The organism is Candidatus Binatia bacterium (assembly GCA_029248525.1).
Classification (GTDB): Bacteria; Desulfobacterota; Binatia; order UBA12015; family UBA12015; genus UBA12015.
In genome coordinates this window covers 1-24,971 of record JAQWJE010000054.1, presented here as the reverse complement: position 1 = coordinate 24,971, position 24,971 = coordinate 1, and the positions used below count along the sequence as shown (strand labels likewise).

Below are 24,971 nucleotides of genomic sequence, written 5' to 3'. Positions count from 1 at the left end.
CCCTCCAGTGAGATGGATGCCAGTTGCGGGTGCGTCCAGCGGCACGATGAAGCGCACCAGGACTCGGTAATCGAATCCCGGCCACCACTCGGCCACGCGGATGTCGACCAGCTTCTGGCGTGTGGTGCCGTTGACGGTGTCGACGTGCCAGTCGTCGACCACGTTGATGTCGAGGGTCGACTCGTCCAGAAACTCCGCGGAGTCGAAAAGGGGCTGCGCCTGAACCGAGGGTGCGCAGACGGCGATGAAGAATAACGTGCTGAAGAGTATATTTTTCATTGTGGATCGCTCTTTTTCCATGCTTCCTGTTGCTGATTCAGTTTCGAACTCCGGAGGGGCACTGTCGGTGATTGCCCGGCCGGACTTTTCTCTTTTGCGCTTTTCTCTCATCGTAAAGCCTCCCCACGCGGTCTTCTGCATTCGTTTGGCAGCCACTCGGGCCAACAGGATGGAGTAGCCCACCACCTGAGGGAACCCCGGAGAGGGATAAAGCTGTCGAAGAAAAAGATCATGTCGGAGAAAATACTTCGAGTCATTCTTGAAATCTCCTGACTCCCTATAGTGGTCAGCGCGGCGGCTCCGGGCAGGTATTGCGGCATGGTTTCAATCCAGAAGGTGCTCATCCGTTGGCAACTTGCGGTGGCAGGGTTTGCTCGGTTTTGACCGGCGGCAGCGGACTGACGATCATGAAATCGGGCACCAGGAGAGGGTTGTCCGGCAGGTAGGCGCGTATGTTGTCGAGCCAGTGGTGCAGGGCGGGCACCTCAGCAGGCATCAGGTTCTGCTCGATACCCACCATGAAGCTGAAGACCAGCTGGGGGTAGATCGCGAGGTCGACCAGCGATGGCTGGTCGAGGCCTCCAAAAAAGGGGCCTTCCCCCAGATGGCCCAGAAGTTCCATGGCCACCCGTTGTCGCATCCGGGGTAGAGGCTCGGTCCGGTCGATATCGCACATCATGTGCTTGACGAACGGCGCCATCTTCAACATCTCCGGCCAGACGTTGCGAATCTCATCGGATAAGGGCGTCTGGCTGCTGACGATCGCCGCGAGGCGCCAGGCAGTTTGGCGAAATCTGGTGGTCAATTCACCTTCGTGGGCCGACCTGAAGGAACTGAGGATCAGGCTGTCCGTGACCCATTTGTCCATGCCCAGAATCAGGTCCCGTTCCCTCGAGTTGTGGCCAAAGAGGGGCCGCTCCGGAAACAGTTCTTCGACCCAAAGGGCAAGTGGTGTCGAGTCCGTGCGCCACTCATTCCCGATCTGGAGGACCGGCACCTGAGTCTGTCGCGTAAACGCGATCTGCTCGGGGTTGGTGGGGTCGACCGGTACAAACTCGAAGGGAAGTTGCTTGAAGTACAGACAGCACCCCAGCTTGCGGACAAAGGGACTGGTGGAATAGCCGTAAAGACGGATTTTAGGCATTCATCTTTCCTCGCGGGGGTGTTCTGGGCCGTCGGGGGTCTTGATTCGAGATGTAGACAAGGTGAAACATTTCTTTCGATACTATCCGATGGTTTGGTCAGAAACGCCATGTCGCAACGGACCGAAGGCTTGTCTTTTCTTTCGGATGCACGCCTGCGCGGATGTAGGACCACAAGAAAGTGATATAAGCTGGGCGTATGGATTTCCTCTCCGACATGCTGAAAGCGACTCGCTGGACGGCGAAGACCTATCTGAACAGCGCAGGTGAGGGCCCCTGGTGTGCACAAATTCAATACCGACCTCAAGGTGTCTTCCATGCCGTATTGCAGGGCGGCTGTTATCTTCGCCAGGGCGGGAACCCCGAGCCGATCGCCCTCGAAGAGGGCGACATCATCGCTTTTCCTACAGGTGGCGATCATAAGCTGAGCGGCAGTGCCGAAGGATTGAAGCTGCCCAGCGAGAACGTGATCCGATTGCCCGACGACGATGAGGTGATGGTCGTCAAGCGCGGCACCGTCAGCTTCTCGCAGCCGGAGAGGGTGAAGGAACCGCACGAAGCTGCCCGCTGGCTGAGCGGAACCATGTCCTATGACACGTCCATTCATCATCCCCTGCTGAAAAACCTGCCCTGCTTTATTCATGTGCGGAAGGCGAGTGCGGAGTCGCGTCAGGTGCTCGAGGGCGTCGTGAACCTCATGGTGGAGACCAGCAAGTCGGATACTGCGGGTTCGGCCTTGACCATCGATCGGCTGACCGAAGTGCTTTTTTTGCAACTGTTGAGAAGTCACCTGCAGGAATCGCCACAAGAGGAAGGCTACTTTGCGGCACTATTGGACCCCCATATCGGCATCGCACTCAACCTTGTTCATGCGGAAGACGATGGTTCTCTGACGGTCGAGTCGCTTTGTGAGGCCGCCGGGATGAGCCGTACACGGTTCAATGTCCGCTTTACCGAACTGGTTGGCGAAACTCCGAAGGCCTATCTGACCCATACCCGGCTGTTGCGAGCGAAAACGATGTTGCAGCATAGTTACGATTCCGTGATCACCGTCGCCGAGGCCACAGGATACTCGTCGGAATCTTCGTTCAGTAAAGCGATCAAGAAGCACTTTGGCCGGACTCCCGGCGAGCTTCGCAGGGCTGCTTCGTAGCGATGTAAGCGCTGGTCGTATGTGACCGACCTGACCGGTCTGATCGATTTCCGGACCGTATCCGCGCCCGCGCAGGCATCTCACCGGGTAAGCGAGCTTCTGAACGCGAGCAGGGCGCCTTCCGCGGCACCCTCGAACAAATACCTCGGGCTGGGCGCGGAGATCTCGGCGGCTCTGCGCGAGGACAGTCTGGAGAAGGTTGCCGACGCGGTGCGTGTCTTTGCGGGGACTTAGCTCGGCGGGGCTGGGCGCCGAAAAGAATTGACTCGCCTCTATCCGCTCGGAATCGTGTCGGGATGGAGAGGCAAGCTCTTAGCCTAGGCCCCTTATATACCGTTTATTTTCTCGGATACCCGCTGCTCAGCATCGTTTTGGTGGCCGTGCTTGGTGCCGATGTTTTCATGGGCATGTACTTGAATATCGTCATCGCGCTGGGGCTCGGTACGGTTCTGGGCGGCTGGCAGTGGTGGCGCTCGAGGGGCCAAGATCCCGAGGCGGCCGAGATGCCCACGGGGATCTTTGTCTCCTGTTTGGGCTACTGGTTCGTGCTGCCTCTGATGTGGGCTTTGGTCGGGCCGGGGCCCTTTGTCAGCGGCTTTCGCATGGCCGTTCTGTTCTGCAGTTCGATAGCCGTGATGTCCGCCATATTTTCGAACGGTTATTTCGTGGGCCAGTATGAAGCGCGGCGAAAGATCCGCGAGGATCACGAAGCGAGCCCCTCCGGTTCTTGAGCCTTCCTGAGCGAACAACGGTCGCGCCGCAGTTTCGGGGGTTTGCGGGCCGCCGCGATTTTCCGATCGCGGGAAATGACGGCCACGCCTTGCGCTCACTTGAGGCGGAAGAGTTCCATGGTTTGGAACTGGACGAATCAGATCGCGTGTGAGAATCTCAGCAACATAGAACTTGTCGAAGGTCGAACTCGATGGTGATCCGGCTATCTTGGTCGTGGTTGAATATGGTCCCTCGACCGGCGCGCTATATTTTTCGCCTAGGACGGTGACGACGCGAATAGCGGCACCGGAGCCGCGCCATTTGGGACCATCGGGTATGCGGTCCAGCAGCCGGGGGCACGCTGTTGATCAAGGACGGCATGCCGTTGTTTCGTGCAAGAGTTGCTGGCGCAATCGCAGGGCGCTACGGAAAGATCCACGATGCCGAACGACGTGATGAATGTCGATGTCTTGATCAGTGGTGCCGGTCCGGTCGGGCTCAGCTGCGCCTTGCTCCTGCGGAACCTCGGCATCACGGTCGCGGTCATCGAAGCGCGCGCGGGTACGCATCGCGCCCCGCAGGCCCACGTGGTTTCCTCCCGTACGCTCGAGATCCTGACCGGAGCAGGAGTGCCTGAAGAACGCCTGCGCGCCTTGTCGACGCCGATCACCGAGATTCCCGCCATTCGCTGGGTGGATTCTCTGAACGGGACCCAGCATGGTTGCTTCGAGTTGTTGGGGGCGGGGCAAGCAGAGAAGATTCTTGCCGCTACGCCGACGCCGATCGCGAATATCTCGCAGGATCGCCTCGAGCCGCTCTTGTTGGCGGAGGCGCGCGACGCGGGTGCCCGTGTGGACTTCGGCCATCGCTGGCTGCGCAGCGAGAGGGGTGCCGATCAGCGGCTGATCTCGCATGTGGGTGTGGATGGGGGCGAGGTCCGGATCCGTAGTCGCTTCCTCTTTGCCTGCGATGGTGCCTCGAGCGATATCCGCCATGCCTGTGGCATCGAAATGGTCGGGCCGGAATTGGTTCAGTCGTTCGTGGGGATCCACTTTCACGCCGACCTCCGAGATCTTCTGGCTGAGCGTCCGGCACTTCTTTTTGAATTTTTGGGCGGGGCCGCAGCAGGGTTTTTCATATGCCACCGTGTCGATTCCGATTGGGTCCTCATGCACCCCTATGATCCCGAAACGAAAGATCGCGAATGGTTTACCGATGCCCGTGCGCATCAGTTGGTTCTCGACGCGATCGGGGCGGATGTGCCCGTCGAGATCGCTTCGGTGGCGCCGTGGCGCATGTCGAGTCAGGTCGCTGCCAGCTATCGGCAAGGACCGATCTTTCTGCTGGGTGACGCTGCACATCGTTTTCCGCCTACCGGTGGCATCGGGATGAATACCGGGGTCGGCGATGCGCATAATCTCAGCTGGAAAGTCGCGATGGCCATGGCTGGGCACGCCGACGACCGCCTGCTCGACACCTACGAGATCGAGCGTCGCCCGGTCGCAGTCGCCAATGCGGACCAGAGTCTGAGCAACTATCGCAAGATGGATTTGATCGAGGAGGCTCTCGCCGGCGGTGGCGACGTTCAGGCCGCGATCGATGCACAACCCGAACACTTCGACATGCTCGGGTTGGATCTAGGCTATCGCTATCGGAGCCCGGCCATCCTTGATGATGATGCAGCTGACCTTCCGGTCGAGAATGTGGTTCGCGATGTGCCTCGCGGGCTGGTGGCGGGGTATCGGTTGCCGCACGTCTGGTTGGCTGACGGGGGAGGTATGGTCTCGACTCTGGGGCTTGTTCGCCCCGATGAATTTGTTCTGCTGACTGGCACCCGCAGCGATCTTTGGGCGGATGCCGGTGTCGCGAAAACGGATCGCGCGGCGGGCGCGCTTCTTGGGGACATTGGGGGCCTTGGTCCCGAAGCCGCGGTTTTGGTGCGGCCCGACGGACATATCGCGTGGGTTTGCGAGCAGGCGCCGTCGGATCCCGCCGCGGCGGTCGCCGCAGCGGTCGCCGCAGCGGTTGATCGCTTGTCGCATCCCTGATCGCCTGGGCAACGATTCAGGTCGGCGGGGGCGAGTCGCCGCGCCTCTCGATCCACACGTTCCGGTACAGGACCGGGTTGCCGTGGTCCTGCAGAAGCAAACGCCCGGGTTCCCCGCTCTCGGCGTCTCCTTGTCCGGTGGGTTCGAGGATCTCGGTGTCGTCCTGAACCAGAACGCCATTGTGTCGCACGGTAACGCGGGCATTGGCGATCTTTTCTCCGGTCGCATCGAACCGAGCTGCGCGAAAGTCGATATCGTAGGTCTGCCACACCAGCGGGGGCAGGGCGGCATTGACCATCGGAGGGGATTGTTTGTAGAGCGCGCCGGCCTCGCGATCTCCGACCGGACGACCGAAGGAATCCAGTACCTGTACCTCGTAGCGAGACTGGATGTAGACACCGCTGTTGCCGCGGAACTGGCCTTCGCCGTCGGGCTCGAAGGGCAGGCGGTACTCCACATGGATCCTTGCATCAGCAAAGGCCTCGCGGCTTCGCGCGCCCCGTTGCAGGTGGCCGGTGGCATCAAACCTGCCTTCGGTGGTCTCTTGCCTGTCGAGAACCACCGCGCCAGCGGGAGCTCGCAACCCGAGGGTGGGGCTGCGACGTTCCTGTCGCACCAATATCCAGCGTTTCCCGAGGCTGTCGGAAACACTCAGGGTGGATCCATCGGTGGTCCCTTCCAGACTTCCGGAGAACACGGCCTTCTGGCCGCGCAGGACACCGTCCACCGTGGGAGTGCTCGCTGTGCTGGAGCTTCCGGTCACGTCGCCTTCGGGCCACCAGCGCAAGCGAAACCGCCCCTGACCCCGAGCGACGATCTGCGCGGCAGGCGCACCGCTGGAGGTTGCGTACTCTCCCTGCAGTCGGCCTTCGACGCCTGCCTGCGCCGGATCCAGAATTGCGGCCGGAAGCAAAAAGGCCGGGGGTGCGGTGCATCCCGGCAAGATCATCGCGATTGCCGCCAGTAGAATTTGATGGATTCTGCTCGGGAGCCGGTCGCGTGAATAGCGGGTATGCATCCGCAATTTCTTATCATTCAGGCAGTCTCGGTCCATCCTTCCGGGCTCGTCGCGCGAGTTTCTGCCAACCCGGGGCCTGTTTTCGGCGGATGCACAGCAAAGAGGAACCGGGTAGACTATCCTGGTGCCGGACAATGGTCTTGAAACCCGTTTGCAGCACACGCTGCGCAACACAGAGGGCCTCCTGCCGGGCAGTCGGCTGGTGGTCGGCGTGTCGGGTGGGGCGGACTCCACGGGGCTTCTCGCGGCATTGACGGCGCTTGCCTCGAGCGGTCGATTGCCGCTCGAGATTGCCGTCGCGCATGTCGACCACGGATTACGCGGTCAGGAGTCTGCGCGTGATGCGCAGTTTGTCGAGTCGCTCGCGCGGCGGTGGCGGTTGCCGTTTTTCCTGCACCGGTTCGATCTGGGGCCGGAGACCGCGAATCTCGAGGCTCGGGCACGGCAGGCACGCATCACGGCGTTGCGAGCGACGGCGGGTGCGTGGCGTGCACGCTGGATTGTTGTGGCGCATACCGCCGAGGACCAGGCCGAGACCTTCCTGATGCGTCTGGCACGTGGCGGAGGAGTGGCTTCGTTGTCGGCAATGGCTCCGCTGCGCGCCGATGGTCTGATGCGCCCCTTGCTGCACGAGCGACGCGAAGATGTTCGGGACTATCTGCGCATGCGGGACATCGCGTGGGTTGAGGATTCCTCGAATGAGGAAGAGCGCTTCTTCCGCAATCGCGTGCGGCGCGATCTGCTGCCGGAAATGGCACGTGTCCTCGAAGTCGATGTAACCAGTCGGATCTCGGACCTGACGGCCGAGCTTCGCGTCGAGTCGCGACTTGCAGAAGCGTGGGTCGAGAACCTTCTGCGCGGTTTGCCCGATGGAGAGCTACCACTGCGCTTGCTCGAAATCGTTCCAGGCGCGAGCGCGCGTATCGTGCATCAATGGCTGGCGAAGCAGGGCGTCTCCGCGACACGCCGGCAGGTCCGACAATTGTTGGCCGTTGCCGCCGGCTCCTCGCCGAGCGGCGGGGTGGACCTGTCCGGGGGAGATTGCGTGAGGCGTCGCTACGGCTCTCTTTTCTACCTCTCCTGTGAGGATGTGGAGAGGATCGGGCGGGCGAGCCGGCCCTGGACGTGCACGAATCTGGGCTTGCCCGGCGACTGCCTGCTGCCCAATGGCACCCGACTGCGCACCCGAGCGGGCTTGTGGGGAGAGGTGAATCCTCCAATTTCCTGTCTGCGGACGATTCTGCCGGAAGCCGCCGGGCTTGAAGGCCTTCGTGCCCGAGCGCCATCCCCGGGTGATCGGCTCCGTTTACCATCAGGCACCCGTAAATTATTCGATTTATGCACAGATTTGGGCATTCCTCGCGACTTGCGGGGTGGTCTGACGGTGATTTTGGAGGACAATGAGGTTGTATGGGTCCCGGGTGTTTCGGCCGCCGGGCGCTGGTCGGATCCGGGCAAGAACGACGGTCTCGTGTTAATCGCGGAAGGTGATTTGCTGCAGGACCTGAACGGGTGTAGAAAAAAGGCCTGAGTTTCCAAGAGAAATCGGAAAAAAATTGAACCAATTTTCAAGAAATTTACTTCTTTGGCTCGTACTGGGCCTGCTTTTCATGTTGCTGTTCCAAATTTTCTCCAAACCGGAGGAGACGGAGCCTGAGCGCGTCTACAGCGAGTTCTCCACCGCTCTCGAGCGCGGTGAGATCTCCGAGGTCACGATCCAGGGCAAGGAAATCACCGGTCGCTACAAGGACGGAGACTCCTTCCGCACTTATGATCCCGGCGACACGGACCTGGTGAGCCGCCTCCGCGCGCAAGATGTGAAGATCGAGGCCCAGCCCGAAGAGGGCGAACCCTGGTACGTGATCCTGCTGGTTCAGTGGTTCCCGATGCTGCTCTTGATCGGCGTCTGGATTTTCTTCATGCGTCAGATGCAGGTTGGCGGCGGCAAGGCCATGTCTTTCGGCAAGAGTCGCGCGCGTCTGCTCAACGAAGCGCAGGAGAAGAATACCTTCAAGGACGTGGCAGGCGTTCAGGAAGCAAAAGAAGAACTCGAAGAGATCATCGCCTTTCTCAAGGACCCCAAGAAGTTCACCAAGCTGGGTGGACGAATCCCCAAGGGCGTTTTGCTCGTCGGACCTCCCGGCACGGGCAAGACGTTGCTGGCCCGAGCGATCGCTGGTGAAGCCGGCGTACCGTTTTTCTCGATCTCGGGTTCGGATTTTGTCGAGATGTTTGTCGGCGTCGGTGCGTCGCGTGTGCGCGACTTGTTTGTGCAGGGCAAGAAGAACGCTCCCTGTATTATCTTCATTGATGAAATCGATGCCGTCGGTCGGCAGCGAGGCGCGGGCCTCGGTGGTGGTCACGACGAACGCGAGCAGACGCTCAACCAGTTGCTCGTGGAGATGGACGGATTTGAATCCAACGAGGGCGTGATCCTGATCGCAGCTACCAACAGAGCGGACGTTCTCGACCCTGCCCTGTTGCGCCCGGGCCGCTTCGACAGGCGCGTGGTCGTCCCGAGGCCTGACGTGAAGGGTCGCGAGGGGATCATCCGCGTGCATATGCAGCGTGTCCCCGTCGCGGATGACGTAGAAGTTGAGGTTCTGGCCAAGGGAACCCCAGGTTTCTCGGGTGCTGATCTGGAAAACCTCGTGAACGAGGCTGCGTTGCTTGCTGCGCGTTCTGACAAGGAGCAGGTGGCACACGTCGACTTTGAGCACGCCAAGGACAAGGTGATGATGGGCTCCGAGCGTCGCTCAATGATCATCAGCGACGAGGAGAAGAAAAACACCGCCTATCATGAAGCGGGCCATGCACTCGTGGCGATGTTGCTGCCCGAAACTGATCCGGTGCATAAGGTCACCATCATTCCCCGTGGAATGGCTCTCGGGTTGACCCAACAGTTGCCCGAGGCGGACCGTCATACGCTCAGCAAGCATAAGCTGGAGAATGATCTGGCGATTTTGTTCGGTGGTCGCGCCGCCGAACAATTGAAGCTGGGGCACACCACGACAGGCGCTGGCAATGACCTCGAGCGGGCGACCGATATTGCACGCCGCATGGTTTGCGAGTGGGGCATGAGCGAGAAGCTGGGTCCGATTCGATTTGGTGGCTCGGACGAGAACGTATTTCTCGGGCGTGATTTTTCGCAGACGCAGGGGTACTCCGAGTCCACGGCCAATCTGATTGACAGCGAAGTTCGTGAACTCGTGGTCGGTGGCTACGAGCGTGCCAAGCAACTTCTGGTGGATAACGATGAAGCTCTCGAGGAGATGGCGCGTGTGCTGCTGAAAAAGGAAGTGCTCGACCGCGAGGAGCTTGAGGAGATTGTCGCGGAGTTCGCCAAGACAACTCCCGAGGCACCCCCCGGCGCCAGCCTCTGAAGATGATGTCGGCACTGGGGAGTCCTCGTACGTTTCGCGCGCCGGGTGCCTCAGTTTCCTGGACCGTGGGTGGAGCGCGTACGTTGGTGATGGGGGTTCTGAACCTCACACCAGACTCCTTTTATGCTGGCAGTCGGGTATCCGATCATCAGCAGGCCTTTGATGCCGGCATGGCTCTCATTGACGCCGGCGCCGATCTTCTCGATCTCGGTGGGGAATCCACCCGTCCGGGTGCGGCATCCGTGGCGGCTGCCGATGAAATGGAACGAGTGCTTCCGGTACTTGAGCGACTGGCCGCAGTCTCGCCTGTCCCGATTTCGATCGACACGATGAAAGCCTCGGTAGCTCGAGCGGCGGTTGAAGCTGGTGCTTGTCTCGTGAACGACGTTTCTGGCGGTTTGGCGGATTCGACCATGGCTGCAGAAATTTCGTCTCTAGCGGTCCCCGTGGTCGTCGGGCACATTCGAGGGACCCCCTCTGATATGCAGAACGCTCCACAATACGAAGATCCGGTCTCCGAGATCTCGAGATCGCTGTCGGCTCGAGTTGCGGAGTTTGTCGAAGCGGGAGTTCCTCGCTCGGACATCCTCATCGATCCCGGTATCGGGTTTGGCAAAAGGACTTGCGATAATGTCCACATTCTCGACCGGTTGGATGAATTCGCCGAACTAGGGTTTCCTGTGGTTATCGGTCTGTCGCGAAAGAGGTTTCTCGGCGAGTTTCTGTCTGACGCCGGCCTCGTCGACGAAGGTCCGGAGGACCGTCTCGAAGCGTCTGTCGCCGCCGCTGTACTTGCTGCCGCGCGGGGCGCATCCGTCGTCCGCGTCCATGATGTCGCCGAGACTCGCAGGGCATTGTCCCTTGTTGACGGTATGCGGCAGGTGGTAGGTTCGTGAATGACCTGATCAGCAATATTCGTCTGGCTGATTTGGCTGACGTGCTGATCATCACAGTCCTTGTCTATTGGTTGATCGGCTTGATTCGTGGCACGCGAGCGGTGCAGATGGTCTACGGATTGCTCACGGTGGGGGTGCTCTACTGGACCGCGCAGTATTTCGAGCTTTATACGCTTTCGTGGATTCTCAGCACCTTTTTGTCGTCCGCGATTCTCATTCTCGTGGTCCTGTTTCAGAACGATATCAGGAGAGCCTTGACGCAGGTCGGGCGCTGGCGAGTGTTCGCAGGAACACGACGGGAGCAGAGCGAGTTGCTCGAGGAGATCGCGCGCACGGCCACGATGCTGGCTGCTCGGCGGGTGGGGGCTCTTTTGGTACTCGAGCGGCGTGTTCACCTGAACGATTACCTCGATGCGGGCACTCGAGTCGACGCGCGGGTCACGCGCGAACTTCTGGTCTCAATTTTCCTGCCGCAGTCCCCGATTCATGATGGCGCGGTAATTATCCGAGAGGGTCGGATCGTTGCGGCCGGTTGCTTTCTGCCGCTGACGGCCAGTCCCGCGATCAGCAAATCCCTCGGAAGCCGACATCGCGCGGCTATCGGTGTAACCGAGGAGTCCGATGCCGTCGTCGTGGTGATTTCCGAGGAAGAGGGTTTGATCTCGCTGGTTCATGAGGGACGGATGGTCAAGGCAGTCGACGCGAAAGAATTACTCGCGGCTCTGGAGCAGGCGGTTTCGTCATGAGCAGCGGACGTGGTCGGACCGAGCGACGCTTCGCCAATGCGACGCTGCGACAAGGCGGGGCCTGGGCTCTGGCCTTGTTGGTGGCTGTGGCCTTGTGGCTTTCGGTGAATTTGGGAGAGCGGGCGAGTGAGCGCACCGTGCGTTTGCGGATCGATCTGGTGAATTTGCCGATGGGGAAAATCATCACGAATACGGTGCCGGCGTATGCGCAGCTGCGCCTCCGTGGATCCGGCTTGTTATTGTCCAGCATCGATACCGACCGGATGGCGACTCAGCTGGATCTTGCGGGTGTCCGGACGGGCCGTGTGACCTACTCGCTGGTGGCCTCGGACCTTTCACTACCTCGGAACGTCGACGTGACGCGAGTGACTCCTTCCAGAATCAGTCTGGATATCGACGTTGTCGACCGGCGCACGGTGCCGATCGAATTGCTCACAACAGGTGAGTTGCGCGCGGGCCTGGAGTTCGTCGAGGCCGTCCTGCTGCCAGCCGAAGTCGAACTGGAAGGCCCGAAAGGCCAGCTCGCGGGGATTACGCAGGTCAGCACGCAGCGCGTGGACCTCAACGGGATGGATGCCGGCGTTAATGAATTAATGGGTCGGTTGCAGAATCCGCCGGGTTTGGTGGAATTGCGGAGCCGCGATGTTGTCGTGCAGCTCGTGATCGACCGTCAGTTGGCTCAACGGTCGTTTCCGGATGTGCCGATCGCTATAAGGAATGCGCGGGCACCATGGTTGGTCGATCCTGATAACGTCGCGATCGAGGTGCGTGGGCCGGCGGCCGAGATTGAGTCCCTGGAGTTGAACCCCAGTGCGATCACGGTCGATGCGACGGACCTGCCGATGCCGGGACCTGCTTTGCTGACCCCGGTAGTGGCTCTGCCTCCCGGCTTTGATGTGGTACGAATTGAGCCCGCGCAAGTAACGCTACGGCTTGAGGAAGAAACAGCCGATACTCTGAGGGGGCCCCGGCCCGAATCAGAAAAAATGCTTACGGAGTCAACGGAATGAGTAACGATTCCCCCAAACGATTATTTGGAACCGATGGTGTGCGCGGAGTGGCGAACACCCACCCGATGACCTGTGAGGTCGCCCTTCGGTTGGGTCGGGCGATTGCTCACGTGTTTCGACGCAGTGCTCGCCGCCACAAAGTGCTGATTGGCAAGGACACCCGACTCTCGGGCTATATGCTCGAGCAGGCTCTGGCCGCCGGCGTCTGTTCGATGGGGGTGGATGTTGTTTTGGTGGGTCCACTGCCCACCCCCGGAATTGCCTTTCTCACCCGCAGCATGCGGGCGGATGCCGGCGTTGTGATCTCGGCTTCGCACAACCCGTTTCAGGATAATGGAATCAAGTTCTTTGCACAGGACGGGTTTAAACTGCCCGACGACGTTGAAGACGAGATTCAGGGACTGGTGTTCGAGGATACGATCGATCACCTCCGCCCGACGGCCGAGGCGATTGGCAAGGCCTTTCGTCTTGAAGATGCGCTTGGTCGCTATAATGTCTTTGCGAAGAACTCATTCCCCCGACAACGAACCCTGGATGGTATGCGGATCGTCGTCGATGCGGCCAATGGAGCTGGTTATCGGGTTGCACCAGAGGCGCTCGAGGAGCTTGGCGCGACGGTGATCTCCATTGGTTGCGAACCCAACGGCGAGAATATCAATGCGGACTGCGGAGCCCTGCACCCCGAGAATTTGATGGCGCGAGTTGTCGCGGAAGGTGCAGATCTCGGTATCGCTCTCGACGGCGATGCCGACCGTTGTCTTCTGGTCGATGAAAAAGGCGAACTGGTCGATGGCGACCAGATTCTGGCGATCGCGGCGCGTTCCTGGAAAAATGCAGGTCGGCTCAAAAATGACGCAGTCGTGTCGACGGTGATGTCAAATCTCGGATTGGAAGTGTTTCTCCGGGAAGAAGGACTGCAGCTTCTGCGAACTCCGGTCGGTGATCGCTACGTTGTCGAGGAGATGGTCCGTGGGGACTACAACCTCGGTGGCGAGCAGTCGGGGCATATTATCTTTCTCGAACATAATAGTACCGGTGATGGATTGGTCAGCGCGTTGGGAATCCTCGCGGTGATGGTTGAGTCTCGCCAGCCGCTTTCCGAACTTGCCGGTGCGATGGAACACTATCCTCAGGTGTTGCTGAACATCCGCGTGCAGGAACGTCGCGATGTTACGGTGCTGCCGTTGGTGGCGTCCGCGATCGCTGATGTCGAAAGTACGTTGGGCGATCAAGGTCGAGTGTTGGTTCGCGCCTCAGGTACTGAACCGCTGATCCGCGTGATGGTGGAGGGCCAAAATGAGCAAGAGGTGCAGGCGCATGCCGAATCGATTGCCTCCGCTGTGCGAGATTCGGAGCCTGACGCGGGCTGAACCTCTGGTCTTGGCGCTTTCCCGGCGCATCGCATCCCGGTAAAGGTTCTACGTGCGGCTGGTCACGACAACGGAGATGCGCGCCCTCGAGGCGAAGACAATGGACGGTTCTTCCGATGCGAGCCCCGTCTCGGAAGAGGATCTGATGGAAACGGCGGGCCAGGCCGTAGCGGCGCGGCTCGTTGCAGGTCGCGCCGTGGAGGGCGCCACGGTTCTCGTGCTCTGCGGGCCCGGGAATAATGGTGGTGATGGATTCGTTATCGCACGCAGCCTGCGGGACGCCGGTGTCGAGGTCGAAGTACTCTCTTTCGCGTCGCCATCGCGATATGCCGGAGCCGCGGCGATCAAACGAGAGGCCTGGCTTGAGGGCGGTGGGTCGATCGCTTCCATCCGGGTGGATTCCGACCTTGCCGAATCCTTTGACCCTGCGCTCGCAAGAGCTTCATTGGTTGTGGACGGTCTTCTCGGTACGGGCGTGAAGCGCCCGGTGGAGGGCGTGATGGCTGCGGCGATCGACCGGCTGAATATGGTTTCTCGGGAAGACGATCGAACGCTGGCGGTTGTGGCGGTGGACCTTCCCTCGGGGCTGGACGCCGACAGCGGTGCTGTTTGGGGCGTGGCGGTCCATGCCGGCCATACTCTCTGTCTGGGGGCCGTGAAGCGTGGCTTGGTCGGTCGTGCCGCAGAACCATATACAGGCCGATTGGAATTGCTCGAGATCGGATTGAGCGATGCGGCGTGGACCGCCCATGGCGCGGAATTGCGCTGGAATGATCCCGATGAAGTTCGGGAGTTGCTGCCCCGTCGTTCGCTCGACGAGCATAAGGGTCGGGCGGGGCACGTACTGGTAGTCGGCAGCAGTGCCACATACCCGGGGGCTGGAATTCTCTGCGCACGAGGTGCCCTGCGGGGCGGTGCTGGGTTGGTCAGCCTGGCAATGCCTTCAGGCTTTGTCCCGGCAGCGGTATCGGCGCTACCGGAGGCGATGCCATTTGCTCGCGATTCGTTTTCCGATCTCCAGTGGCGCGATCGGCTGTCTCGAGTGGCGGCAGTTGTATGCGGCCCCGGGATGGGGACCGCGCCGGACGAACGACAGATTTGTCGCTGGCTCTTGCATCATGCTCGTCGTCCGCTGGTCGTTGACGCCGATGCGCTGAACTTCATGGGGGTCATGGATCGAACGCGGTTTGCGGAGGACCGGGAGGTGGTCCTCACGCCGCATCCGGGCGAAATGGCGAGGCTCTGCGGAGTTTCGGTGGCCGAGATTCAAGCAGATCGAGAAGCGTATGCTGGATGGTTGGCGGCGCGTTCAGGGGCCGTGGTCGTTTTGAAGGGAGCGGGCTCCTTGGTGGCTGACCCGGGCGGGGCGCTTTATCTCAATACGACAGGAGGTCCGTTGCTGGCCTCGGGCGGAACCGGGGATGTTCTCGCGGGGTTGATTGGCGCCCTGATGGCGCAGGGGCTGGACGCCCTGTCAGCGGCCCGAAGTGCCGTCTTTTTGCACGGGCTTGCAGGCGATCGGCTCGGAGATTGGCTCGGCGACGCCGGTCTGTTGGCCACGGATCTGGCAGATAGCCTGCCGCGGGCACGGGCGGAGCTTTTGGGGACGGCGGCGGCCCCACGTTCGTTGAAATAGACTCGAGGCTGATCGGGACCTTTTCGGTGCACGGATCGACGGGAATTGCTAAGGTTTTCCGTCGTGAGACTGGTCACTCGATCCGAGCAGGAGACCGAATCGCTGGGGGAAACTCTCGCATCGATCCTGCAGCCGGGCGCCATTGTGGGCCTCACAGGACCACTGGGCGCCGGAAAAACTGCATTTGTTCGGGGAATCGCTCGTGGTTGCGGCGTCGCGGAGGGCGTGGTCCACAGTCCGACTTTTCTCACAGCAGCCGAGTATGAGGGCCGCCCCAACGTGACCCACCTCGATCTCTATCGCCACGAGGAAATGCTTCCCGACGCCGATTGGTTGGCGGAAATCCTCGATGGAGACGGCATCGCGGTGGTTGAATGGTTTGAACGACTGGCAGCCGAGCGCCCTCCGGAATCTCTCGAGGTTTCAATGGCCTATGGTGATTCGGACGATATGCGGGTCCTGGAGTTCCGCGCCACAGGTGCTCGAGCGGAGCAGGTACTCGGAGATTTTGCCAGCAGGAGGGCCTCGTGAGCGGCCAACTCGTAGTCCAAAAGTTCGGCGGAACCTCGGTCGGATCCGTCGAGCGGATTCAGGCTGTCGCTCGGCGCGTTGCCAGCCGCGCGCGGGCAGGCGACAGGGTCGTTGTCGTCGTGTCGGCGATGTCGGGCGAGACCAACCGACTGCTGGGTCTGGTTGCGGAGCTCTCGGGTAATCCTTCCCGTCGTGAGTCGGATGTTGTCGTCGCCAGCGGAGAACAGGTCTCGTCGGCACTGCTGTCGATCGCGGTCGAGGCGGAAGGCGTGCCCGCGCGCTCGTTCCTTGGCCACCAGATTCGGGTCGAGACAGACGATGCCCACGGGCGGGCTCGGATTCGTTCGATCGACGCTGAAAATCTTCTGCAGGCCCTGGCGCAGGGGCAGGTTGTTGTGGTTGCCGGGTTTCAGGGCTGTGATGCTGCGGGTAATATTACGACATTGGGGCGTGGGGGTTCGGACACGAGTGCGGTAGCAATCGCGGCAGCGATCGGCGCAGATGTCTGCGAGATCTTCACAGACGTCGATGGCGTTTATACGACCGACCCACGGATTGTACCTCACGCTCGCAAGTTGGACCGAATCAGTCAGGAAGAAATGCTTGAACTCGCGAGTCTCGGCGCGAAAGTTCTGCAAATACGGTCTGTGGAGTTTGCCAAACGTTACGACGTGCGTGTGCATGTCCGATCCAGTTTCAATGAAGAGCCCGGTACCTTTGTCGTACCGGAGGAGGCTCGCATGGAAGATGTTCTCGTGTCTGGAGTGGCCCTCGATCGGGATCAGGCAAAAATCAGTCTCGCCTCAGTTCCGGATCGACCCGGATTAGCGGAGAAAATCTTCTCGCCGATAGCGGCGAGCGGTATCATTGTGGACATGATTATCCAGAATGGTGGCGCCGAGGGACACACGGACGTGACATTTACCTTGCCGCGCGCCGAGCTCTCGGAAGCCCTCGCGTTGGTCTCGAAAATCGGTGAGGATATTGGCGCGGGGGACGTGCGGGGAGAATCCGATATCGTCAAGGTATCGGTCGTTGGTCTGGGCATGCGAAGTCATGCCGGCGTGGCCGCAAGGATTTTCGAAACGCTTTCTCGGGAAGGTATCAATATCCAGATGATCTCGACCTCCGAGATCAAGGTTTCGTTGGTCATTGATGAAAAATATGCCGAACTCGCGGTCCGGGCACTGCATGCCGAATTGGTCGAGAAAGAAAGTCCTTCATGAAGAGGATTCAAGTATACGATACGACCCTGAGGGACGGTTGCCAGGGTGAAGAAGTTGCTTTGACTGTCGAGGCCAAGCTCGCGATTACCGAACGCCTGGACGATTTTGGTGTCGATTATATCGAGGGTGGTTACCCGGGGTCGAACCCCAGGGATGCGGCTTTCTTCAAACCTGCATTGGCGCTTGGTTTGAAGAATGCGAAGATCACCGCCTTCGGATCCACCCGGCGGGCCAACGTGACGGCGGCCAAGGACGAAAATCTAGAACTTCTGAAACGGACAGGGGCTCCGGTCGCGGTGATTGTCGGGAAGACTTGGGACTTGCATGTGCGCGACGCCTTGCGGATTTCACAGGCCGCCAATCTGGAAATCATTCAGGACTCGGTCGCGTATCTGAACAAGAGTTTCGACGAGGTCATTCTCGACGCCGAACATTTCTTCGACGGATGGAAGGCGAATCCCGAATACTCTCTCGCATGCCTGCAGGCGGCGGCCGCGGGCGGCGCCTCACTTGTCTGCCTCTGTGACACCAACGGCGGCAGTATGCCCGTTGACATTCAGAAGGGTGTGGAAGCTGCGGCATCATCCATCGGAATCCCGCTCGGCATCCACTGTCATAACGACGGCGAGATGGCGGTGGCCAATTCGATTACGGCCGTCGAGGCGGGTTGCCTGCAAGTGCAGGGTACGATCAATGGGATCGGAGAGCGCTGCGGGAATGCGAATCTGATTTCCGTGATCCCGAACCTGCAGCTCAAGCTCGGCTATTCGCTGGTGCGTAAAAAGCAGATGACCGCACTGACGGATTTGTCTCATTTCGTCGACGAGATGGCCAACCGTGAGCCTGCCAAGCAGCAGGCCTATGTGGGGCAGAGCGCTTTCGCCCATAAGGGCGGATTGCATGTCTCGGCCGTGCGCAAGAACGCCGCGACCTATGAGCATATCCCGCCCGAGGCAGTGGGGAACCATCAGCGAATCCTGGTTTCCGATCAGGCAGGCCGCTCGAACCTGCTGTCGAAAGCCAAGGAATTCGGGATTTCCCAGAAAGTCCTCGAGCCCAAGGCGAAAGAACTGCTTCATGAGCTCAAGGCGCTGGAGCATCGCGGCTACCAGTTCGAGGGAGCTGATGCGTCATTCGAGCTTTTGCTGCAAAAAGCGATCAAAGGCGCGAAGCTCCGCCACTTTGAGCTCCTCGGGTTCCGCGTCATTGATGAGAAGCGCAACGAGGAGGACGCGCCGGTCTCGGAGGCGACGATCATGATCAAGGCACCGGATGGCACGATCGAGCACACCGCAGCCGTCGGCAATGGACCTGTGAACGCTCTGGACGGCGCTCTGCGAAAGGCGCTCGTCGGTTTCTATCCTGCAATCGAAGAGATGCGCCTGGTCGACTATAAAGTTCGCGTTCTGGAAGAGGGCGAGGGGACTCAGGCTGTGGTCCGCGTGCTGGTCGAATCCTCGGACGAGCACGCGCATTGGACGACTGTGGGTGTTTCGCACAATGTGATCGAGGCGAGTTGGCAGGCCCTGGTCGATGCGATTGACTTCAAATTGTATCAGGACGGAAAACGTAAGCCGCCCCGGAAAAGCAAGCCGGGTAAAGGGAAGACGCGTCGCTGATGAACATCTTCCAGCGAGCGCGGGAAGACGTTTTTGTGGCCTTCGAGCGGGATCCGGCCGCACGAACGGTGTTGGAGGTTCTGCTTTTTTATCCGGGATTGCACGCCTTATGGTGGCATCGTGCCGCGCATGCTCTTTGGGGTCGCAACTTCCGCCTGCTGGCGCGGCTGGCGGCTGCGGTGTCCCGGTTCCTGACCGGCGTCGAGATCCATCCCGGAGCCACGATCGGCTCTCGTTGTTTCATCGATCACGGCATGGGCGTTGTCATCGGCGAGACCGCGATTATCGGTGATGATGTATTGATCTACCAAGGTGTCAGTTTGGGCGGAACCAGTCTGGGCAAGGGCAAGCGCCATCCCACGATCGAAGATTTCGTCGTCGTGGGACTGGGCGCGGCGGTCCTTGGCCCGGTAACAATCGGGCGCCACAGTCGTGTGGGTGCCGGTAGTGTCGTTGTGGCCTCCGTTCCAGCACATTCGACGGTGGTTGGCGTGCCCGGACGTGTGGTGACTGAATCCGGGGAGCATTCGGATGCGGGCGAGCCGATGCTTAGTCTCGACCACGCGGCGCTTCCCGATCCTGTGGTGCGCGCGTTGACGGAGTTGCGGGAGCGAGTTGCGAATCTGGAGAGTGAGACCGGAGCCGATACCGAGCCGAGCGATTCTTCCGAACCTGACCGCGAACGCTGAATATGTACCTCGATCATAATGCAGGCGGGCGGATCCGAGCCGAGGTTGCAGCGGCAATCACCGACTGGCTCCAACAGCCCGTCGCCAATCCCTCGAGTCTTCATGCAGCCGGGCGCCGAGCTCGAGATGCTATGGAGGAGGCGCGCGATGAGGTCGCCCGCCTGGTCCGGGCCGCGCCCGGCGAAATCGTCTTCACGAGTTCGGGTAGCGAGGCCAACGGCCTGGCCATCCTCGGCGTGACACAGCCCGGTGATGCCATATTCAGCACGGCGATCGAGCATGCCTCGGTTCTTGGCGCGGTGAGTGCGGCCGAGGGCCTTGGTTGTATTCCCGGCTGGTTGCCGATGGATGCGCACGGTCGAGTCACTCCGGAGGCGGTCGTGAGCATGGCGAGCGGAGCACGTCTGGTCAGTTTGGGTTGGGGCAACGGGGAGACGGGTATCCTGCAGCCGTTGGCTGCGGTGGGCGCGGCGCTCGCCTCTTTGCCTCCCGACGAGCGCCCGCTCTTGCACAGTGATGCGGTACAGGTCGTCGGTTATGAAGAGATCGATGTCGGTTCCTTGCAGGTCGACCTGCTGACGCTTTCGGGTCATAAGCTGGGCGCACCCCCCGGAATCGGAGCGCTTTTTGTCCGGCGTGACCTCACCCTGATGCCACGCGTACACGGAGGCTCGCAAGAGCGCGAGCGCCGCGCCGGGACAGAGAACCTGCTCGGCATCATCGGGTTTGGAGTCGCCGCGAAGTTGGCGCGAGAGGATCGTCTGGAACGAGTTTCCCGGATTCGGCTTTTGCGAGAGCGCCTCTGGACAGTCTTGCAGGAGAATTGTCGCCCTATGGTTCGTTATGACCATGAGCCTTCCTTGCCCGGCACCTTGTCGGTAGGATTCACCGGTTTGCGGGGGGATGCGCTGCTGGTCGCGCTCGATGCTGTGGGCGTTGCAGCCTCGAATGGCTCCGCATGCGCGGCGGGAGCGCCGGAGCCATCTCATGTGCTAAGAGCTTTGGGACATGATGATGATGCCGCACGAAGCGTTCTGCGCTTCTCGTTTGGGAGCGATCTCGACTCCGACGCGATTGACCGAGCTGGGGCTGCCATTCGACAGGTGGTGGCTGATGCCCGTAGTCGGGGGGGATGCGCATGACGCCTACTGAAACTGCAGAAATTATCGATCGAATTCTGGGCAACTCACGGTGGAAAGCCGACCTTTTGGACCGCTATGAACCCGGTACGCGCCTTGTTTCCGCGATGTCTGGTGGGGTCGATAGCTCGGTGGCGACAGCGTTGCTGACGGCGGCAGGTTTCTCGGTCGTGGGTGTGTCCATGCGTTTGGGGACTTCCGGCGCCCGCGCCTCGGGTCATTCGGGTTGTTGCTCGCTTGACGACTTCGATGATGCCAGGCGTGTGGCGGCGTTACTCGATGTTCCGCATTATATTGTCGACCTGCGCGATGTTTTCGACGCCAAGGTGATGACGCCTTTCGTCGACACTTACCTTGCAGGCCGGACACCGAATCCCTGCACCCTCTGTAATCGCGATGTGAAGTTTGATGCGTTTTGGGATTATGCCCGCACCGCTGGTGCCGAGGCGGTGGCGACGGGCCATTATTGCCGGATTCTGAGGGGAGCCGACGGGCTGGAGCTTCATGCCGGCGAGGATCCGTCGAAGGACCAGAGCTATTTTCTGTTCACGCTTCAGGGTGAGGAGCTCGATCGGACGCTCTTTCCCGTCGGTGCCTTGGCGAAGGACGATGTGCGACGACTGGCCGAAGGGCTGGGTCTACCCGTAGCGAACAAGCCTGAAAGCCAGGATATCTGTTTTGTCTCTGGTCGTTCTTATGCGGAAGTCGTGGAAGAGAGAGCCGCTCGCGAACAACTCCGACCCGGTGCGATTGTGAACGAAGCGGGCGAGAAGGTCGGCACGCATGAGGGCGTCCACCGCTTTACGATCGGTCAACGCAAGGGACTGCCCGGTGGAGCTGCAGAGAAGCAATACGTAACCAGCATTGATGCGGAAAACGGCGAGGTCCGTCTGGGCACTGGACCCGCACTTTTGCGCGAAGAGTTGCTGGTGGACGGAGTCCGCTGGACGGGCTCCGCCTACTCGGGCGAGGCGGTGGTGCGATTGCGTCATCGCCATGATCCCGAACCGTGCCGCCTCATCCCCGATTCGGCAGGCGTTCGTGTCGAGCTGGATCAACCGGTGCGCGGGATTACACCCGGGCAGGCCGCGGTCTGGTACCACGGGACGCGAGTTCTTGGCGGCGGTTGGATCGCCTCCTCGTGAGCGATGGTCAGGCCAGGATGGAGGAGCTGGAGTCAGCGATCGGGTACGCCTTTGGCGATCGACGTTGGTTGACAGAGGCGCTCGTGCATAGCTCGACGACGGGCGGCGCAGAGCCGGATAACGAGCGTTTGGAATTTCTCGGTGACGCGGTGGTCGGCCTCGTTGTGGGCGATCTCTTGCAACGGACTTGGGGGTCAGCGGATGAAGGTCGCCTTTCACGTCGTCGCGCAGGGCTAGTGAATGCACGATCTCTGGCGGACCAGGCCCGAGCCATCGATCTCGGGAGTCATCTGACTCTCGGCCGCGGTGAGGAAAAGACAGGCGGTCGAGAGAAGAACTCGATCCTTTCGGACGCCTACGAGGCCCTGGTCGGAGCGGTCTATCGCGATGGCGGTTTCGCGGCGGCTTTCAAGATTCTCGAGACGGCATTCGCCGAAGCGATTCGAGCACCTCTCGGAGACGGTGGAGCCGAGGCGAAAACACATTTGCAGGAATTGACCCAGCGGGTTTTTCAGCAGACGCCGAGCTACGAGTTGTTGCGTGCCCTCGGTCCCGACCACTCCAAGGAATTTGAAGTTATGGTGACGATCGAGGGGAAGACTCTCGGACGAGGCCTGGGGTCGAGCAAGAAGGCTGCCGAACAGGCGGCCGCCCGCGAAGCTCTTTCCGAATTGGCCCGACAGAGTATTGGAGAAGAAAAATGAGCGAGAGTACGCCGAGGTCAGGCTTTGTCGCTCTGGTCGGCCGAACGAATGCCGGTAAATCAACGCTTCTGAACCGCGTTCTCGGCCGCAAGCTGGCGATCGTTACGCCCAAGCCGCAGACGACCCGACATCGGATCCTCGGTGTCGAGAGTCGAGGTTTGACCCAGTTCATCTTTGTCGACACGCCCGGAATGCACAACGCACAGAACCTTCTGGGCGAGCGGATGATCAAGGTTGCGAACCAGAGCCTCTCGGATGCGGATGTAGTTTTATGGGTGATCGACGCAGCTGCAGGTCTTCGGGAGGAGGACCGCAAGGCGCTTCCTCGTCTCTCGAGCGACAAGCGTCCGGTGGTCGTCGCGCTCAACAAGATGGATCAAATCAAGCGCTCCCAGCTCCTCCCCTTGCTCGAGGAGCTTGGTACGCTCGTTCCTGACAGGCACGTGGTTCCGGTCTCGGCTTTGACGGGCGAAAACCTGGAAGACCTGCTGAATACAATTGAGGGAGTTTTGCCGGAATCACCTCCGCTGTTTCCGGGCGACTTTCAGACGGATCTTCCCGAGAAGTTTTTCGTCGCCGAAATGGTGCGCGAACAATTGCTGCTGGAAACGCATCAGGAAGTGCCCTACCAGACGGCCGTTCGGATCGACTCGTTCGAGGAAAGGCCGGGAAAAAACCTCGTCGTGATTGAAGCGCAGATTATTGTCGCCAGGACGACCCAGCGCGCGATCGTTTTGGGGGACAAAGGATCGCGCATCAAGCGAGTGGGCCAGCGGGCACGTAAGGAATTGGAGCAATTCCTCGGCGTGCGCGCGTATCTGGGGCTTCATGTGAAAGTCGATGCCGGGTGGTTTGCCCGCCCCCGAAGCCTGTCGGAGCTGGGCCTGTGAATACGCGACCTTTTGTTGTGGCGATCGCCGGCCGTCCGAATGCGGGGAAATCCACGCTCTTTAATCGTTTGTTGGGACGTCGTCATGCGATCGTTCACGAAACGGCTGGCGTAACTCGCGATGAGAATCGAGCCTTTTTCGAGAGAGAAGGTCTCGACTTCGAGATGGTGGATACCGGCGGGATCGAGCAGGGCGGGGTGGACGGGTCGCTGGGCAAGCGCGTTGAAGCTCGCAGTCTTGAGGTTTTACGGGAAGCCGATTTGATCATCTATCTCGTGGATGGTGCGGCGGGGGTTGCGCCGGCCGATAGGGAAGTCGCAGGCAAGATTCGGGAACTCGGGGTGACGGTCGTCCTCGGTGTGAATAAAGTCGATGGTGGCGGCCATAGCGCTCGGGTCTGGGATTTTGCCGAGCTCGGGATGGACCGGTTGATCGGAATGTCTGCCGAGCACGGTCGCGGGATCCATGAGCTCTGGGAGGCGATCGAGGAGTGCTACACCGAAGCGGGTTTTGGTGGAGATCCTGAAGACGATGATTCTCCGGAAGCTCGCTTGCCTCAGGTCGCTCTGATCGGTCGTCCGAACGTAGGGAAGTCGTCCCTGCTGAATTATCTGGCTGGTTTTCAACGATCTCTGGTTGACGACGTTGCCGGAACGACACGCGATGCAATCGATACGGTCGTGACCATTGAGGATCGGTCGTATCGGTTTGTCGATACGGCAGGATTGCGTCGGAAGGCTCGTATCGAGGAGGATATTGAAGGCTACGCGGCGAGCGCTTCGGTGCGTGCTTTGGTGCGCGGCAAAGTCGGCATTCTTTTGTTGGATGCCGAGCAGGGGGTCACCGATCAGGACTTGCGTCTTGCGGATCTGGCTTGGCGCAAGGGCCGTGGACTGGTGATTGCCGTCAACAAGATGGACCTCACGCCGCGTCTCGCAGCTGAGCAATGTCACGAGCAGATCGCGAACCTGCTGCCGCAATGGCCGCCGCTGCCGCTGGTGCAAATCAGCGCAAAGACGGGGCGGGGGATTCCGACTCTGATCCGAGCGCTCAATCAGGTTCTCGACGCTTTTGAGAGAAGACTGGGCACATCCGACCTGAATCGGCTGGTCGAGACGGCGGTAGACGAGAACCCGCCGCCACTATCGGCCCGCAAGCGGCCCATGCGGATTCTCTACGCGACGCAGGCACGGACTTCGCCCCCGGAGGTGGCCTTGTTCACCACAGGCAGCGAGGAGTTGCCTGAAAACTGGCAGAGATTTCTCGTCCATCGACTGCGCGAGGCTGCCGGGTGGGTCGGGGTGCCCTTACGGCTGCGCGTGCGCACCAAAAAGGGCAAAAATCCCTTCGTTCAGGAATGAAGCAGGTTTCTTGAAATCTCACCCTAGCCGTTTTCGTAAATCCTCCGTTATAAAGGAGGACGATGAAAAGCCTCTGGTCAGATCAGGAAGCGCAGGAATATCGCGAACGCTATAAGGAATGGGGAGAGGATATCGCCCTTCGGGTCTATACATCTCGCCTGATCGGGCGCGATGACGACTTGGTAATGCATGGCGGTGGGAACACCTCCGTGAAGACGCTCCAAACCGATATTCTGGGACGAGAGATCGAATCGCTTTGCGTGAAGGGGTCCGGC

At 60.4% G+C, this 24,971-nt stretch carries 24 protein-coding genes; 21 read left to right on the top strand and 3 right to left on the bottom strand.

Going from position 1 to position 24,971, the window contains the following annotated elements:
• The coding region (locus tag P8K07_17910; protein ID MDG1960400.1) for a hypothetical protein at window positions 1-279 on the bottom strand (279 nt) is incomplete at its 3' end.
• Window positions 280-619: 340 nt separating this feature from the next.
• On the bottom strand, window positions 620-1,423 hold the full coding sequence (locus P8K07_17905) for a glutathione S-transferase family protein (GenBank protein ID MDG1960399.1): 804 nt from the start codon (window positions 1,421-1,423) through the stop codon (window positions 620-622).
• A gap of 197 nt (window positions 1,424-1,620) precedes the next feature.
• Here P8K07_17905 and P8K07_17900 point away from each other — a divergent pair, with 197 nt between their 5' ends.
• From P8K07_17900 to P8K07_17885, 4 genes are all read left to right on the top strand, one after another.
• A complete protein-coding gene (locus tag P8K07_17900; protein ID MDG1960398.1) occupies window positions 1,621-2,574 on the top strand; it encodes an AraC family transcriptional regulator in 954 nt (317 codons plus the stop codon).
• Window positions 2,575-2,595: 21 nt separating this feature from the next.
• Window positions 2,596-2,808 carry a hypothetical protein gene (locus tag P8K07_17895; protein MDG1960397.1) on the top strand — a complete coding sequence of 71 codons (213 nt, stop codon included), beginning with the start codon at window positions 2,596-2,598 and terminating at the stop codon, window positions 2,806-2,808.
• Window positions 2,809-2,870: 62 nt separating this feature from the next.
• Window positions 2,871-3,305 (top strand): hypothetical protein, encoded by a 435-nt coding sequence (locus tag P8K07_17890; GenBank protein MDG1960396.1) that lies wholly within the window; start codon window positions 2,871-2,873, stop codon window positions 3,303-3,305.
• A 420-nt stretch (window positions 3,306-3,725) separates the two neighbouring features.
• Window positions 3,726-5,333, top strand: a complete 1,608-nt coding sequence (locus P8K07_17885) for an FAD-dependent monooxygenase (protein ID MDG1960395.1) — start codon at window positions 3,726-3,728, stop codon at window positions 5,331-5,333.
• Window positions 5,334-5,349: 16 nt separating this feature from the next.
• Here the strand turns inward: P8K07_17885 and P8K07_17880 are convergent, their stop codons facing one another.
• Entirely contained in the window at window positions 5,350-6,351 is a 1,002-nt protein-coding gene (locus P8K07_17880; protein MDG1960394.1) for a DUF1080 domain-containing protein, read from the bottom strand.
• Window positions 6,352-6,475: 124 nt separating this feature from the next.
• Between P8K07_17880 and tilS the strand changes: the two genes are divergently transcribed.
• The 17 genes from tilS to P8K07_17795 all read left to right on the top strand — a co-directional run.
• Window positions 6,476-7,882, top strand: a complete 1,407-nt coding sequence (tilS, locus tag P8K07_17875) for a tRNA lysidine(34) synthetase TilS (protein MDG1960393.1) — start codon at window positions 6,476-6,478, stop codon at window positions 7,880-7,882.
• Between the two features lie 25 nt (window positions 7,883-7,907).
• Entirely contained in the window at window positions 7,908-9,734 is a 1,827-nt protein-coding gene (ftsH, locus tag P8K07_17870; protein ID MDG1960392.1) for an ATP-dependent zinc metalloprotease FtsH, read from the top strand.
• A gap of 2 nt (window positions 9,735-9,736) precedes the next feature.
• Window positions 9,737-10,630: a dihydropteroate synthase gene (folP, locus tag P8K07_17865; GenBank protein MDG1960391.1), complete on the top strand. Its 894-nt coding sequence runs from the start codon at window positions 9,737-9,739 to the stop codon at window positions 10,628-10,630.
• The gene (gene cdaA / locus P8K07_17860) at window positions 10,627-11,376 is read left to right on the top strand and encodes a diadenylate cyclase CdaA (protein ID MDG1960390.1); all 750 of its coding nucleotides are present in this window, start codon (window positions 10,627-10,629) and stop codon (window positions 11,374-11,376) included. Before folP ends, cdaA begins: the two co-directional genes overlap by 4 nt.
• A complete protein-coding gene (locus P8K07_17855; protein ID MDG1960389.1) occupies window positions 11,373-12,386 on the top strand; it encodes a CdaR family protein in 1,014 nt (337 codons plus the stop codon). The genes cdaA and P8K07_17855 overlap by 4 nt, the downstream gene beginning before the upstream one ends.
• Window positions 12,383-13,756, top strand: a complete 1,374-nt coding sequence (glmM, locus tag P8K07_17850; protein MDG1960388.1) for a phosphoglucosamine mutase — start codon at window positions 12,383-12,385, stop codon at window positions 13,754-13,756. The genes P8K07_17855 and glmM overlap by 4 nt, the downstream gene beginning before the upstream one ends.
• Before the next feature lie 100 nt (window positions 13,757-13,856).
• Window positions 13,857-15,392, top strand: a complete 1,536-nt coding sequence (locus P8K07_17845) for an NAD(P)H-hydrate dehydratase (protein ID MDG1960387.1) — start codon at window positions 13,857-13,859, stop codon at window positions 15,390-15,392.
• Between the two features lie 63 nt (window positions 15,393-15,455).
• Window positions 15,456-15,923 carry a tRNA (adenosine(37)-N6)-threonylcarbamoyltransferase complex ATPase subunit type 1 TsaE gene (gene tsaE / locus P8K07_17840; protein MDG1960386.1) on the top strand — a complete coding sequence of 156 codons (468 nt, stop codon included), beginning with the start codon at window positions 15,456-15,458 and terminating at the stop codon, window positions 15,921-15,923.
• The gene (locus tag P8K07_17835; protein ID MDG1960385.1) at window positions 15,920-17,149 is read left to right on the top strand and encodes an aspartate kinase; all 1,230 of its coding nucleotides are present in this window, start codon (window positions 15,920-15,922) and stop codon (window positions 17,147-17,149) included. The genes tsaE and P8K07_17835 overlap by 4 nt, the downstream gene beginning before the upstream one ends.
• Window positions 17,146-18,768, top strand: coding sequence for a citramalate synthase (cimA, locus tag P8K07_17830; GenBank protein ID MDG1960384.1), 1,623 nt, complete (start codon window positions 17,146-17,148; stop codon window positions 18,766-18,768). The genes P8K07_17835 and cimA overlap by 4 nt, the downstream gene beginning before the upstream one ends.
• 5 nt (window positions 18,769-18,773) lie before the next feature.
• The gene (gene cysE / locus P8K07_17825) at window positions 18,774-19,457 is read left to right on the top strand and encodes a serine O-acetyltransferase (protein MDG1960383.1); all 684 of its coding nucleotides are present in this window, start codon (window positions 18,774-18,776) and stop codon (window positions 19,455-19,457) included.
• A gap of 2 nt (window positions 19,458-19,459) precedes the next feature.
• Entirely contained in the window at window positions 19,460-20,599 is a 1,140-nt protein-coding gene (locus tag P8K07_17820) for a cysteine desulfurase family protein (protein ID MDG1960382.1), read from the top strand.
• Window positions 20,596-21,741: a tRNA 2-thiouridine(34) synthase MnmA gene (gene mnmA / locus P8K07_17815; protein ID MDG1960381.1), complete on the top strand. Its 1,146-nt coding sequence runs from the start codon at window positions 20,596-20,598 to the stop codon at window positions 21,739-21,741. Before P8K07_17820 ends, mnmA begins: the two co-directional genes overlap by 4 nt.
• Window positions 21,738-22,445: a ribonuclease III gene (gene rnc, locus P8K07_17810; protein ID MDG1960380.1), complete on the top strand. Its 708-nt coding sequence runs from the start codon at window positions 21,738-21,740 to the stop codon at window positions 22,443-22,445. The genes mnmA and rnc overlap by 4 nt, the downstream gene beginning before the upstream one ends.
• Entirely contained in the window at window positions 22,442-23,335 is an 894-nt protein-coding gene (gene era, locus P8K07_17805) for a GTPase Era (GenBank protein MDG1960379.1), read from the top strand. The genes rnc and era overlap by 4 nt, the downstream gene beginning before the upstream one ends.
• Complete coding sequence (der, locus tag P8K07_17800) at window positions 23,332-24,696, top strand: ribosome biogenesis GTPase Der (protein ID MDG1960378.1); 1,365 nt, start codon at window positions 23,332-23,334, stop codon at window positions 24,694-24,696. Before era ends, der begins: the two co-directional genes overlap by 4 nt.
• Before the next feature lie 62 nt (window positions 24,697-24,758).
• Window positions 24,759-24,971, top strand: a 213-nt coding sequence (locus tag P8K07_17795; GenBank protein ID MDG1960377.1) for a bifunctional aldolase/short-chain dehydrogenase, incomplete at its 3' end; no start/stop codon positions are given.

Coding starts and splice junctions, on each gene's coding strand:
- folP (MDG1960391.1), top strand. CDS start 9,737: ATGATGTCGGCACTGGGGAGTCCTCGTACGTTTCGCGCGCCGGGTGCC.
- glmM (MDG1960388.1), top strand. CDS start 12,383: ATGAGTAACGATTCCCCCAAACGATTATTTGGAACCGATGGTGTGCGC.
- P8K07_17905 (MDG1960399.1), bottom strand. CDS start 1,423: ATGCCTAAAATCCGTCTTTACGGCTATTCCACCAGTCCCTTTGTCCGC.
- P8K07_17900 (MDG1960398.1), top strand. CDS start 1,621: ATGGATTTCCTCTCCGACATGCTGAAAGCGACTCGCTGGACGGCGAAG.
- P8K07_17820 (MDG1960382.1), top strand. CDS start 19,460: ATGTACCTCGATCATAATGCAGGCGGGCGGATCCGAGCCGAGGTTGCA.
- mnmA (MDG1960381.1), top strand. CDS start 20,596: ATGACGCCTACTGAAACTGCAGAAATTATCGATCGAATTCTGGGCAAC.
- P8K07_17845 (MDG1960387.1), top strand. CDS start 13,857: ATGGACGGTTCTTCCGATGCGAGCCCCGTCTCGGAAGAGGATCTGATG.
- era (MDG1960379.1), top strand. CDS start 22,442: ATGAGCGAGAGTACGCCGAGGTCAGGCTTTGTCGCTCTGGTCGGCCGA.
- P8K07_17855 (MDG1960389.1), top strand. CDS start 11,373: ATGAGCAGCGGACGTGGTCGGACCGAGCGACGCTTCGCCAATGCGACG.
- cimA (MDG1960384.1), top strand. CDS start 17,146: ATGAAGAGGATTCAAGTATACGATACGACCCTGAGGGACGGTTGCCAG.
- P8K07_17880 (MDG1960394.1), bottom strand. CDS start 6,351: ATGCATACCCGCTATTCACGCGACCGGCTCCCGAGCAGAATCCATCAA.
- P8K07_17885 (MDG1960395.1), top strand. CDS start 3,726: ATGCCGAACGACGTGATGAATGTCGATGTCTTGATCAGTGGTGCCGGT.
- P8K07_17890 (MDG1960396.1), top strand. CDS start 2,871: ATGGAGAGGCAAGCTCTTAGCCTAGGCCCCTTATATACCGTTTATTTT.